This is a genomic window from Halococcus thailandensis JCM 13552 (assembly GCF_000336715.1).
In the GTDB taxonomy this organism is placed as follows: Archaea; Halobacteriota; Halobacteria; order Halobacteriales; family Halococcaceae; genus Halococcus; species Halococcus thailandensis.
In genome coordinates this window covers 1-11470 of record NZ_AOMF01000166.1, presented here as the reverse complement: position 1 = coordinate 11470, position 11470 = coordinate 1, and the positions used below count along the sequence as shown (strand labels likewise).

20 protein-coding genes are annotated in these 11470 nt (G+C 64.1%); 13 read left to right on the top strand and 7 right to left on the bottom strand.

Features of this window, described 5'->3' with window-relative positions:
* Positions 1-273: 273 nt before the first annotated feature.
* Both C451_RS14995 and C451_RS14990 read right to left on the bottom strand, forming a co-directional pair.
* Complete coding sequence (locus C451_RS14995; RefSeq protein WP_007741815.1) at positions 274-951, bottom strand: ArsR/SmtB family transcription factor; 678 nt, start codon at positions 949-951, stop codon at positions 274-276.
* 37 nt (positions 952-988) lie between these two features.
* Positions 989-1627: a hypothetical protein gene (locus C451_RS14990; protein WP_241431248.1), complete on the bottom strand. Its 639-nt coding sequence runs from the start codon at positions 1625-1627 to the stop codon at positions 989-991.
* Between the two features lie 49 nt (positions 1628-1676).
* Between C451_RS14990 and C451_RS22975 the strand changes: the two genes are divergently transcribed.
* The 5 genes from C451_RS22975 to C451_RS22970 all read left to right on the top strand — a co-directional run bounded on the left by C451_RS22975 (position 1677) and on the right by C451_RS22970 (position 4959).
* On the top strand, positions 1677-1820 hold the full coding sequence (locus tag C451_RS22975; protein ID WP_162832755.1) for a hypothetical protein: 144 nt from the start codon (positions 1677-1679) through the stop codon (positions 1818-1820).
* 47 nt (positions 1821-1867) lie between these two features.
* The gene (locus C451_RS14985; protein ID WP_007741811.1) at positions 1868-2218 is read left to right on the top strand and encodes a DUF5802 family protein; all 351 of its coding nucleotides are present in this window, start codon (positions 1868-1870) and stop codon (positions 2216-2218) included.
* A 61-nt stretch (positions 2219-2279) separates the two neighbouring features.
* A complete protein-coding gene (gene thrS, locus C451_RS14980) occupies positions 2280-4253 on the top strand; it encodes a threonine--tRNA ligase (RefSeq protein ID WP_007741810.1) in 1974 nt (657 codons plus the stop codon).
* Between the two features lie 51 nt (positions 4254-4304).
* The gene (locus tag C451_RS14975; RefSeq protein WP_007741809.1) at positions 4305-4583 is read left to right on the top strand and encodes a hypothetical protein; all 279 of its coding nucleotides are present in this window, start codon (positions 4305-4307) and stop codon (positions 4581-4583) included.
* Positions 4584-4794: 211 nt separating this feature from the next.
* On the top strand, positions 4795-4959 hold the full coding sequence (locus C451_RS22970; RefSeq protein WP_007741808.1) for a hypothetical protein: 165 nt from the start codon (positions 4795-4797) through the stop codon (positions 4957-4959).
* Here the strand turns inward: C451_RS22970 and C451_RS14970 are convergent, their stop codons facing one another.
* From C451_RS14970 to C451_RS22145, 3 genes are read right to left on the bottom strand one after another with little or no spacing between them, the layout of a single operon-like run.
* Entirely contained in the window at positions 4960-5964 is a 1005-nt protein-coding gene (locus C451_RS14970; protein ID WP_241431247.1) for a matrixin family metalloprotease, read from the bottom strand.
* Positions 5965-5982: 18 nt separating this feature from the next.
* Complete coding sequence (locus C451_RS14965; RefSeq protein WP_007741805.1) at positions 5983-6249, bottom strand: HAH_0734 family protein; 267 nt, start codon at positions 6247-6249, stop codon at positions 5983-5985.
* Positions 6250-6305: 56 nt separating this feature from the next.
* The gene (locus C451_RS22145) at positions 6306-6413 is read right to left on the bottom strand and encodes a C2H2-type zinc finger protein (protein ID WP_152420480.1); all 108 of its coding nucleotides are present in this window, start codon (positions 6411-6413) and stop codon (positions 6306-6308) included.
* A gap of 142 nt (positions 6414-6555) precedes the next feature.
* Here C451_RS22145 and C451_RS14960 point away from each other — a divergent pair, with 142 nt between their 5' ends.
* The 5 genes from C451_RS14960 to C451_RS14940 are packed head-to-tail and all read left to right on the top strand — an operon-like array spanning position 6556 to position 8794.
* Entirely contained in the window at positions 6556-6837 is a 282-nt protein-coding gene (locus tag C451_RS14960) for a 50S ribosomal protein L44e (RefSeq protein ID WP_004055622.1), read from the top strand.
* A 2-nt stretch (positions 6838-6839) separates the two neighbouring features.
* Entirely contained in the window at positions 6840-7052 is a 213-nt protein-coding gene (locus C451_RS14955; protein ID WP_007741803.1) for a 30S ribosomal protein S27e, read from the top strand.
* The gene (locus tag C451_RS14950) at positions 7049-7849 is read left to right on the top strand and encodes a translation initiation factor IF-2 subunit alpha (protein WP_007741802.1); all 801 of its coding nucleotides are present in this window, start codon (positions 7049-7051) and stop codon (positions 7847-7849) included. The genes C451_RS14955 and C451_RS14950 overlap by 4 nt, the downstream gene beginning before the upstream one ends.
* 9 nt (positions 7850-7858) lie before the next feature.
* A complete protein-coding gene (locus C451_RS14945) occupies positions 7859-8041 on the top strand; it encodes an RNA-protein complex protein Nop10 (RefSeq protein WP_007741801.1) in 183 nt (60 codons plus the stop codon).
* A 3-nt stretch (positions 8042-8044) separates the two neighbouring features.
* Complete coding sequence (locus C451_RS14940) at positions 8045-8794, top strand: proteasome assembly chaperone family protein (RefSeq protein ID WP_007741799.1); 750 nt, start codon at positions 8045-8047, stop codon at positions 8792-8794.
* Here the strand turns inward: C451_RS14940 and C451_RS14935 are convergent.
* Entirely contained in the window at positions 8791-9153 is a 363-nt protein-coding gene (locus tag C451_RS14935; protein WP_007741797.1) for a DUF555 domain-containing protein, read from the bottom strand. The genes C451_RS14940 and C451_RS14935 overlap by 4 nt on opposite strands.
* 254 nt (positions 9154-9407) lie before the next feature.
* On the opposite strand from C451_RS14935, the gene C451_RS22965 reads away from it, so the two are divergent.
* From C451_RS22965 to C451_RS14925, 3 genes are all read left to right on the top strand, one after another.
* Positions 9408-9581, top strand: coding sequence for a hypothetical protein (locus C451_RS22965; RefSeq protein WP_007741796.1), 174 nt, complete (start codon positions 9408-9410; stop codon positions 9579-9581).
* A gap of 48 nt (positions 9582-9629) precedes the next feature.
* A complete protein-coding gene (gene psmB, locus C451_RS14930) occupies positions 9630-10343 on the top strand; it encodes an archaeal proteasome endopeptidase complex subunit beta (protein WP_193788318.1) in 714 nt (237 codons plus the stop codon).
* 331 nt (positions 10344-10674) lie between these two features.
* Positions 10675-11217, top strand: coding sequence for a CBS domain-containing protein (locus C451_RS14925; protein WP_007741793.1), 543 nt, complete (start codon positions 10675-10677; stop codon positions 11215-11217).
* A gap of 28 nt (positions 11218-11245) precedes the next feature.
* On the opposite strand, the gene C451_RS14920 is transcribed toward C451_RS14925, so the two are convergent.
* The coding region (locus C451_RS14920) for an AIR synthase-related protein (RefSeq protein ID WP_007741792.1) at positions 11246-11470 on the bottom strand (225 nt) is incomplete at its 5' end.

The window sequence follows — 11470 nt, the reverse complement described above, 5'->3', positions numbered from 1 at the left end:
GTTGTACGTAACCAGTTATGAGTTACAGAGTTAAGTATATGTTTATTGGATTGGTGACGAATATCCGGCCCGTTATCGCCGTGTAACCGGTAGGTGAACGGTACCATGATACAGTTGACGGCGCGTATCCCCGCGCTGAAGCGCGAGGTTTTGCGCCTGTTTTTCACATAACAGAACTACCGTCTGTTCTGTAATGAATCCTAGTGATGGTTTGATATATTTAGTTCCCTGTACGCAGCTACTCCTCTGCTTGCTCTCCTTCCCGGCGATCCGTCATTCGACGGTCCACTGTCCGTCTTCACGACGGACGAGATCGTTCGTCGCCAGCAGATCGAGCGCGTCCTCGACGATCGCCAGCGGGACGCCCAGCCGTTCGGCGATCGCGTCGGCGGTATCGGTGCCGGTCTCGATGGCACCGAGCACCTCCGCACAGAAGCGCGCGTCGCCGTGGTCGCCGATCCCGTCGCTGTTCAGTCGGTCCTGGAGGCGATCGGTGAGCGTGTCGTGTAGTGCTGCCAGCCGACCTTGCACCCAGCGCTGGGCCAGTGAGAGCTCGTCCTCCAGTCGCTCGAACCGACGGAGATCGGCGGCGAGTTCAGCGAGATCGCTCGTCTCCGTTCGCGAGACGTCGATGGTGACGTACCGACAGGTCGTGAGATCGAGGCTCGAACTCGCCGGATAGGCGCTTTTGGCACCGAACTCGTACGGCGAGACGTTCACCTCCAGTCTGAGATTGCGTGCGATGCGGAAGTACTTCCGACGGCCGTCGTCGACGTGGCTCTCGACCAGCCCTGCCTCCTCCAGCTTCCGGAGATGGTCGATGACGGCCTTCGGGCTCACGCCGAGCGAGTCGCTGATCTCGGTGACGTAAAACGGCCGCTGGGCGAGTAATCGGAGGATGCGTCGGCGGTTCTCGTTGCCGAGAAGGTCGAGCAGCGCCGCGGAGTCCATTCACTTACGGTTAGTGCCCGAGGCGTAAAACGTTGTCTTAGCGGTCGGTTCGATCGCTCGTTCGTGTATCCGCCGTTCCGGGGGTTCGGTCGGGAGTTTGTGGGCTCCCGTTGCTCGCCGTCGGAACCGCCGAGAGGTTCTCGACGCGCTGGCCGAGCTGGTCGAGCGAGGACGCGTTCACGCCCTCGCTCGTCGCGGTCGTCTTTGCCTCGCTGATGGCGGTGCTGAGGGCGTCGCGGTCGGCGGCGAGGCGTGCTCTCCGTGCTTTGTGGCTGGGGGAGCCGTTCGCTTGCGTCCGGAACGTCTCGATGCGGGTCGCGAGCCTGTCGAGGCGCACGCTGAGTGTCGCCGCACGCTTGGCGACCAGCGCCTCCCTCCGCGATTGGTTCTCGGCGGTCTCGAAGGCCGCAACCCACATGCCTGTATCGACCGAACTGTTGGCTGTGGCGACGCCGCGCTGCATGAACACCGAGACGTCGTGGCCAACGTCCTCGCTCGCAGTGTGAGTGGTCGTTTCGGTCGCTCCGAGCTGTGGCCCGACACCGACGCCCACGAGTCCACAGAACAGTATCGAAGCGAGAACGACCGCGACGGCGTTCGTGTTCACTGACTGTCGTTCGGGGGTCGAGCAGTAAAAGCGCGCTGGCCGTTCGTGCCCCGATCCGACTGTATCCATCGGCTGGACCGCCCGAAACTACAAGTGGGTTCCTGTGGTACGACAAGACATGGCTCGTTGCCCACACTGTGAGGCCGATATCAGCACCTGGACGGAGCGACTCCAGCAGGCCAGCGCCGCGAGCACGCCGAAGGTCTGGACCTGTCCCGAGTGCGACGTCGTGCTCGGCATCTCCGATTGGGGGCACGACTGACGCGCGGAAACGCTTATCCCCGATCGTGTGGTAGTGATACACATAGCATGTTCGAACGATTCTCGCGCGGCTACTACGTCGGCCGGCTCTCCATCGAACCCACGCCCGACGAGGCTGCGGGCGCGTTCATCCAGCGTGCCACCCACGAGCGGCTCAACGAGCAGCTGTACGCCGCCGGCGAGGGGATCGAACGGACCGACCTGCCGCTGGTGATGAAGCTCGAAACGAGCCACTTCGCCGTCGACGGCGACAGCGGTGTGCCCCAGGACACGCTCTGGGTGCCCGAGTCGCTACTCGACGAGACCCGCATCGAGACGCCGCCCACTCTCCGAGAGGTGTTCCTCGCCAAGGCCGACCGCGCCGCACAGCTGTTGCGCCTCTCCGGGCAAGCGGTCTGAGGAGTCGCGACGGAGGCGTCGTCTCAACAGGCTTATCCCCCGCGTGGAACCTATCGATGCCATGAGCGATGTCGTCGTGACGCTGCCGGACGGCTCCGAACTGCAGGTCGAGCGCTGTCTCTTATACACATCTCTGANCGGCTCCGAACTGCAGGTCGAGCGCGGCTCGACGGTCGAGGACGTGGCCCACGAGATCGGCCCCGGACTCGGCCGCGATACGGTCGCGGGCGTGGTCGACGGCGATCTCGTCGCCGCCGCCGAACCGATCGAGACGGATATCGATCTCGAGATCGTCACCGACCAGTCCGACGAGTATCTCGATGTGCTCCGCCACTCGGCGGCGCACGTCTTCGCGCAGGCACTCGGCCGTCTCTACCCCGATGCGAAACTCACCATCGGGCCGTGGACCGACGACGGCTTCTACTACGACATCGCGAACGTCGATCTCGACGAGGACGATCTGGACGCGATCGAAGCCGAAGCCGAGGAGATCATCGCGGCCGACCTCCCGATCGAGCGCGCCGAGCGCCCGCGCGCGGATGCGATCGAGATCTACGACGACAACCCGTTCAAGAGCGAAATCCTCGAAACCGAGGCCGCCGGCGAGGATCCCGTGAGCTTCTACGAGCAGGGCGACTTCTTCGATCTCTGTCAGGGCCCACACGTCGAGTCGACGGGCGAGATCGGTGGTTTCTCGCTGCTCGAAACTTCGGCGGCGTACTGGCGCGGCGACGAGGACAACGAGACGCTCACGCGGGTGTACGGGACGGCGTTCCCGACCGAGGACGGGTTGGAGGAGTTCCTCGAACGGCGCGAACAGGCCAAGGAGCGTGACCACCGCAAGATCGGCCAGGAGATGGATCTTTTCAGCGTTCCCGAACACTCGCCCGGCTGTGTGCATTTCCATCCGAACGGCATGGCGATGCGCCGTGAACTCGAAGACTACATTCGGACGAAAAACGACGAGTTGGGCTACGAAGAGGTTTGGACACCCGAACTCAACAAGGCCGAGCTCTGGAAGCCGACGGGTCACTACGAAAATTTCACCGAACAGGGTGAGATGTTCAACTGGGAGCAGGACGACACCGAGTACGGTCTGAAGCCGATGAACTGCGCGAACCACGCCTACCTCTATGGCCGCGAGCGCCGTTCCTACCGGGACCTCCCGATCCGCTACTCCGAGTTCGGCACCGTCTATCGCAACGAACAGTCCGGCGAGCTCTCGGGCATGCTTCGCGTGCGCGGGATGACCCAAGACGACGGTCACGCGTTCGTCCGCCGTGACCAGATCCGTGATGAGATCACCCATACCCTCCAGATCATCGAGGAAATCTACAGCGACGCCGATCTCGACGTGCTCTACAAGATCGAGACGAAGGGCGACAACGCCATCGGTAGCGACGATATCTGGAGCGATGCCACCGATGCGCTGCGGGAAGCACTCGAATCCGAAGGGCTGGACTACGAAATCGAAGACGGTGAAGCCGCCTTCTACGGCCCAAAGATCGGTCTGAATGCCCTCGATGCGCTCGGGCGCGAGTGGACCATCGGGACCGTGCAGGTCGACTTCAACATTCCCGAACGTCTCGATCTGAGCTACGTCGGCGAGGACAACGACGAGCACAGGCCGGTTGTCGTCCACCGCGCGCTGCTCGGCAGTTTCGAGCGGTTCATGGGCGTACTCATCGAGCACTTCGGCGGCGACTTCCCGCTCTGGCTCGCGCCCGAGCAGGTCCGTATCCTCCCGGTGAGCGACGACAACATCGCCTACGCGCAGTCGGTCGCCGACGAACTCGACGGCTTCCGTACCGAGGTTGAGACGCGTTCGTGGACGGTCGGGCGCAAGATCCGTGCGGGTCACGACGACCGCGTGCCGTACATGCTGATCGTCGGCGACACCGAAGAGGCGGATGGCACGGTGTCGGTCCGCGACCGTGCTGAGCGCGAGCGTGATGGGGTCTCGGTCGAGGCGTTCGGCGATCATCTCGAACACGAACGCGACGAGAAACTGACGTCACCGGCGTTTCTCGACTGAACTCGCTCTTTTTCGCCGAGAGATCAAGAGCGAGCGTGCCGTAGGATCACCATGGGTGAGTGCGCCATCTGCGAGCGCTCCGTCGAGACGACGCGGCACCATCTGACGCCGCAGAACCGCAAGGAGAGCCCGGTCGCCAGGATCTGTGATCCCTGCCACCGTCAGATCCATGCCGTCTTCACCAATCACGAACTGAAACAGCGGTTCAACACCGTCGCCGACCTCAAGGAGAGCGAGGAGATGCAGAAATTCGCGTCCTGGATCCGGAAGACGAACAAGAAGGCCGTCCAGGTCGACGAATCGAAACACGTCAGCGACTGGCGCGGGTAGCCATCGCGACTGCCTCGTATAAGTGGTGGGTGGAAAGAAGGAGGGCGTAGGGTGTGGAGAGAGGGGGAGGGGCAGCGGGAAGCCACGATAACGGCCACGAATGGCTCGATGACGAATGAATGACAATCTATATCAATTGGACGAATGACGTGACGAATCAGACAAAGTATTTACCGCTTGTGGCCGATGCCCGAATGGGAGTGGCCTGCGGATGAGCTATTTCGAACGACTCAACCGGTACATCGGACGGGAGGACAGCGAGAGGACCGAATACGTCTGCCGCGACTGTGCTTCGGGGTTCGACGAACGCTGGCAGGTCTGTCCGGAGTGTGGGGGATACTCAGTTCGGCGGCGCGAGTGGGGGTCGTTGCGGTAGCTAGCGCCACCAGTCGCCCCGGCGCTCGTCGTGACCCGTCGTTTCGCGCAGCACCGGCGGGTAGGCCGATTCGTTCTCGATACCGAAGCCAAGTGCGAGCCAGCGCGCGACGTGCCAGCCGACGGCGTCGGCATCGAGACCGCTGTAGACGATCTCCAGGCGTGTGTACGTTTCGAGCGCGCCGTCGCCGTCGCTGTCGCTACCGAAGACCGAGCCACACGAACCCGCGTCGGGGCCACAGGGCGAGCGCTCGGCGGAACGGATCACGACGTCGGCGTTCTCGAAGTCCGACACGACACGAAAGGAGACGTTCTCCGGGACGCGGCCGTCAGCACCGCGATCGTAGTAATCGAGCGCGTGACCGATCCCCTCGCGCTCGGCCGTCGAGACGTCGTCGGTGACGAAGACGGAGAGGGTCGAATCGTTCCACGCGAGCGCGCGCTCGCTGGCGTTCGGTTTCGGCAGGCTCGTCAGCGTCGTGTGCGTCGCCATCAGCTCGCGCGGCGGGTCGCCGTGGCCGAGCCCGAGCGCATGGCCGAACTCGTGTTCGAGCACGCGCACCGTCGAGTTCGCCGAGAGGTTGTCGAGCGCGCGCACCCCAACCGTCTCGCCCGTCTGTGATGGCGACGTGATCTCGGGCGAGCAGCCAGCAGCACTCTCGACCTCGCCACAGCGGTCGATCCGCGGCACGAACGACACGCGGATGTCGGGATCGCTCTCGTTCGCGACGAACGTGACGTTCACCGAGTAGTTCAGATACCGCTCACCGTGTGTTTCCCAGTAGTCGGCGGCGTCGGCGACCAGCGGCGCGAACGACCGCCCGGAGTCGGTGGCAGCCACGGCCACGGTGATGTTTCGGTCGCCGTAGGGGTTGTCGGGATCGCCCGCGTAGCCAGCGAGGCCGTCGGGCAGCGACCGCTCGCTGAGGCCGATACAGCCGGCCGAAACGACGAGCGTGGCGACGAGCACCGACAGAACGGTCGTCCGGCGATTCCTCTCCCTCACGCTTGGTTCACGGGCGGCTCAGATGGTGAGTTCGCCCTTGCGCTGGAGCACCTCGACCGACTCGGCGTCGACGGCCTCGACGTCGAGATGCATCGGAATGAACTGGCGTCGCTCGTAGGCCTCTGTTTCGTCCTCCGTTCCCACGGTACACCACAGCTGCGGACGGTCCGGCCCGTGCCAGTCGCCCTGTCTGCTGATGCCGAAACAGACGAGTTCCTCGCCGTCGTGTTCGATGATGCCCCCTTTCCGGACGTCGGGGTCGCCGTTGATGATGAGCCGCTTCATGACTGAACGTCAGCCGACACGAACCTAAGCGCTTCGGACGGACATGGGAGGTCGGTTCAGGCCATTCCCTGCTCGGGATGTTCTTCGGCCATGTGTTCGTTGAGTGATTCCTCGCTTCCGAACGATTCGTTACAGATACGACAGCTTATGTCTGGTGAACTCATCGTTCGCACGACGCCACGATCGATAAAAACGCTTTCACTGGCAAACGACGGGTTCCGATCGGGTGAGCCGACGCCGTCGCGGCCGGGTCCCGCCAGACCAAACGGGTTTTATCCGCCCGTCCGTTATCGACGCGCAGTAGCCATGCAGATACCACGCCGGTTCAACACGTACTGTCCGAACTGTCACGAACATCACGAACACGAGGTCGAGAAGGTCCGCAGCGGTCGCGAGACCGGGATGAAGTGGATCGACCGACAGCGCGAGCGCGGCACGTCGGTCATCGGCAACGCCGGCAAGTTCTCGAAGGTGCCGGGTGGGGACAAACCCACGAAGAAGACGAACCTCAAATACCGCTGTGGCGAGTGCGGCAACGCCCACCTGCGCGAGGGCTGGCGTGCCGGCCGCGTCGAATTTCAGGAGTAATCATGCCCGGGAACTTCTACACCGTCCGCTGTCCGGATTGCGAGAACGAACAGGCTGTCTTCGGCAAGGCCGCGAGCACGGTCCCGTGTGCGGTCTGTGGGATGACGCTCGCCACACCCACGAGCGGCAAGGCCGTCTTCGAGGGCGAGGTCCTCGACACCGTCGAGCGCCGCGAGACGGCCGATGCCATCGCGGGTGAATCAGAGGCCCAATGAAATACAGCGGCTGGCCGGATCCGAGCGAACTGGTGGTCGGGAAGGTCGACGAGATCGCCGACTTCGGCGTGTTCGTCGATCTCTCCGAGTACGAGGACAAGCGCGGGCTCGTCCACATCTCCGAGGTCGCCTCGGGCTGGATCAAGAACGTCCGCGACCACGTGAGCGTCGGCCAGACGGTGGTCGCCAAGGTGCTCGACGTCGACGAGGGCTCCCAGCAGATCGATCTCTCGCTCAAGGACGTCAACGATCACCAGCGCTCGGAGAAAGTCCGTGAGTGGAAATCCGAACAGAAAGCCGACAACTGGATGACGATCGCCTTCGGCGAGGATATCTCCGACGAGCAGTACGCCACCGTGGCCAACGAGTTCCTCGCCGCGTTCGGCTCGCTGTACGACGGGTTTGAGGAGGCCGCCATCCACGGTACGGAGGCGCTCGCCGACACCGATCTCTCCGACGAGGAGATCGACGCCATCGTCCAGACCGCCCGCGAGAACGTCTCGGTGCCGTACGTGACGGTCTCGGGCTACGTCGATCTCGAAAGCCCCGACAGCGCCGGTGTCGACGTCATTCGTGAGGCGCTGCACGCCGCCGAGGGCAACGGCGAACTCCCCGAAGAGGTCGATCTCGACGTCACCTACGTCGGGTCGCCGGAGTATCGCATCCGCGTGCAGGCACCCGATTACAAGATCGCCGAGCGCGAGCTCGAAGCCAGCGCCGACCGCGCGGCGGCCAACATCGGCGATCACGGTGGCAGCGCCGAGTTCCACCGCGAACGCCGCAGCGACGACGAGTAACCCGTCGCGATGAAGGCGGCCATTCGCGTCTGTGACGCGTGGGAATCGACCCACGACCGACCGATCTACACTCTCAGTACCACCTGTCCCGACTGCGGCGGTCCGGCGGTCAACAGCGCGCCAGCGCCCTACAACCCCGAAGACCCGTATGGCGAGTACCGACGCGCTCTTAAGCGCCGCGACGCGGATTGAGCCATGGACGAATTCGACGTCGAGACGCTCGCGGAGCCGGAGCTCGCCGACCCGGTGCTCGTCGAGGGGCTGCCCGGCGTGGGTCACGTCGGCAAGCTCGTCGCCGAACACTTGCTCTCGGAGCTCGACAGCGAGCTCGTCGCGCGGGTCTATTCGGAGCATTTCCCGCCGCAGGTGAGCATCGAGGACGGCCGTGCGAAACTCGCGTCGGCCGAGCTCCACGCCGTCAAGGCCGGCGAGCAGGACCTGCTCGTGCTCACCGGCGACCATCAGGCCCAGGACGCCGCCGGCCACTACCGGATGACGGATCTCTTCCTCGATCTCGCGACCGATCACGGGGCCGAGCGGGTGTTCGCGCTCGGCGGCGTCCCCACCGGCGAGCTGATCGACGAGTACGGTGTCATCGGGGCCGCGACCACGGACGAACTCGCCGAGGAACTCGAAGACGACGGCGTGGAGTTCCGCGAGGGTGAACCCGCCGGCGGGATCGTCGGTGTCTCCGGCCTGCTGCTCGGGCTGGGCGAGCGCCGCGATCTGCCGGCAGCGTGTCTGATGGGCGAGACGAGCGGCTATCTTGTCGATCCCAAGAGCGCGCGGGCGGTGCTCGAAGTCCTCGAAGAGCTCGTCGGCTTCGAGGTCGGCTTCGAGTCGCTCGAGGAGCGCGCCGACGAGATGGAGGAGGTCGTCCAGAAGATCCAACAGATGGAGCAGGGCCAGCAGGCCACCGACGACGACCTCCGGTATATCGGTTAGTTCTCTTCCTCTTCGACGTCGTGTTCGATGACCTCGACGATATCGAGAGGTACGTCTCTGAGTGCGCCGCCGACTTCGCTTTTGGCGATGCGCTGGGCGTGTTCGCGGCCGTCGGCGTTGAACACCTCGATTTCGAGCACCAGCCCCACGAGTGCCGTGCCCGCGGCGACGAACGCCGAATCGAACGGTTCGCCACAGGCCGGACAGCCGGTCGCGCCGACGTCGACCTCGACGTAGGACTTGTCCTCGTTGTTCAGTCGCTTGCCGGCCTCGCTGACCGCGACGCCGATGGCGTCGTCGATGCTGTCGACGTCACGAACCAACCACGCCGCCTCCATCGCAACGAGATAATCCGCCATGCACTATGCTGGGCCCCCGCCGTATCGTACCTTGTGGTTTCCTGCGCACGTGAACGCGAACTCATCGATAGGTTATGCCGACGAACGTCCTGGGTCGTCGATCGCCCTGCCCTCTATCGACGGGTTCGCGTCTCGGGCTGCACTCGATACAAATACAGTTGAATCGCACTACAGCGGCGGTGTGTGTTCGAGTATCGTTCACGATCTTGGTGCGATACAGTTATATACACGGTCGGATACCCCCCGTCGAGGACATGAAAGCACGACTGCACCGCGCGTCCCTGTTCGCCGCGTATCAGACTGTGCTGCTGGTGGGTATCGTTACGTTTCCGCTCGCGTTGGCCGCCGAACGTGCCGGGATTTCGCTCCCGATCGGCCGGCTCGTCGAGCGTCTCGGCGAGGCGTACGAGCGCGCGAGCGAGGAGTAGGACTTCTGAAGGACTGGTCTTTTAAGCGTCCGGCGAGTACACGGCGCAATGCCTGACCTACCAGACGCTCCGGAGTTGGAGCAACCCGGCCGACAGGCGACCGACGACATCTACGGTCCGGAGCTTGGCTCGCTGCCGAGTCCCGACATGGACGACGCCGAGATCACCAAGACCGGGACGACGACCGTCGGGATCACGACCACCGACGGTGTCGTGCTCGCCACCGACCGCCGGGCGAGCGCGGGCAACATGGTCGCGAGCAAGCGCGCTCAGAAGATCGCCGAGATCCACCCCCGTGGTGCACTCACGATCTCGGGGGCGGTGAGCGCGGCACAGGCACTCATCAGCAACCTCCGTGCGGAGGCCGATCTCTACGAGGCTCGCCGCGGCGAGGAGATGAGCATGCAGGCGCTCTCGACGCTCACTTCGAACTTCCTGCGCAGCGGTGCCTTCTACATCGTCCAGCCGATCCTCGGCGGTGTCGACGACGAAGGTGCTCACATCTACAGCATCGACCCCGCGGGCAGCGTCATGGAAGAAGAGTACGACGCGACCGGCTCCGGTTCGCCGTTCGCCTACGGTGTGCTCGAACAGCAGTACGAGGACGGTCTGAGCAACGACGAGGCCAGAACCGTCGCCGCGCGCGCAGTCAAAAGCGCCGTCGAGCGCGACACCGCCAGCGGCAACGGTATCATCCTCTCCGAGATCACCGAGGACGGCGTCGAGATCGAAGAGCACGACGACATCGAGCAGCTTCTCTGAGGCCAACCGCTTTTCGCCGGTCACAACTGTCGAGCGACTGCTGTAGCGATTGCGGTTGCGGTTTCCTGGTGGATGAAGGGCGAAGAGCGACCGAAGGGAGCGAGTGAGGGCTTCTGCGGAAGCGGTGCTGTGCGGAGCGGTGGACGTATGTCCGCGTGAACGTAGTGAGCGCGGTTCGCCGCGAACGAGGCCGCAGGCCGAGTGAGCGGTCTTTTTGGTCCAGATTTTTGGCCGGGGTTCGAGGCGAGCGAACGACGTGAGCGAGCCGAGGACCCCGTCTAAAAAGGTGGGGGTCCGCAATCCTTTTGATTACCCACGGTTATCAGCGTGCATGGAGCTGCCGACGCCGGAGGATCTGCGCGAGCATCGGAATCGCGTCGGACTCACCCAGAGTGCGCTCGCCGATCGCGCCGAGGTCTCACAGCCGCTTATCGCGCGTATCGAGAGCGGCGACGTCGATCCGCGGCTGTCGACGCTGCGGCGTATCGTGACGTCACTCGACGCCGCCGAGGGTGGGATTCGGCGTGCGCGCGATCTGATGCACACCTCGGTGATCGCCATTGCGCCCGACGACAGCGTTCGAGAGGCGATCGACCGGATGGGCGAGGAGGGATACTCGCAGCTGCCGGTCGTTCACGATGGCTATCCGGTGGGGATCATCTCGAACGGTGACGTTCGGCGCGCGTCCTCGGAGAACGCGGCCGAACTCCCCGTCGCGGACGTGATGCGCGAGTCGATCACGACCGTGGCCCCGGAGGCGACGCTCGATACGGTCGATACGCATCTCGACCACCACGACGCCGTCATCGTCGTCGAGAGCGGGCAGATGCTCGGCATCATCACGGAGGCCGACGTCGCTGCGCACCTGTCCTGACGGTTTCCGATGCCGTGCTGTCTTCTTCTCAATCGAGTTCCAGCCCGTCGGTAGCGACGCCCGTCCCCTCGGTGACGTGACCGACGACCTTCCCGTCCGTCGCGTCGGCGAGCGCGGCGGCGTCGTCGGGAGCGAGCGCTGCGACGAACCCCATTCCCATGTTGAAGGTCCGGTAGAGCTCCTCGTCGGCCACATCTCCTCGGTCGGCGACGAACTCGAAGACCTGTCTCTTATACACATCTCTGATGGCGCG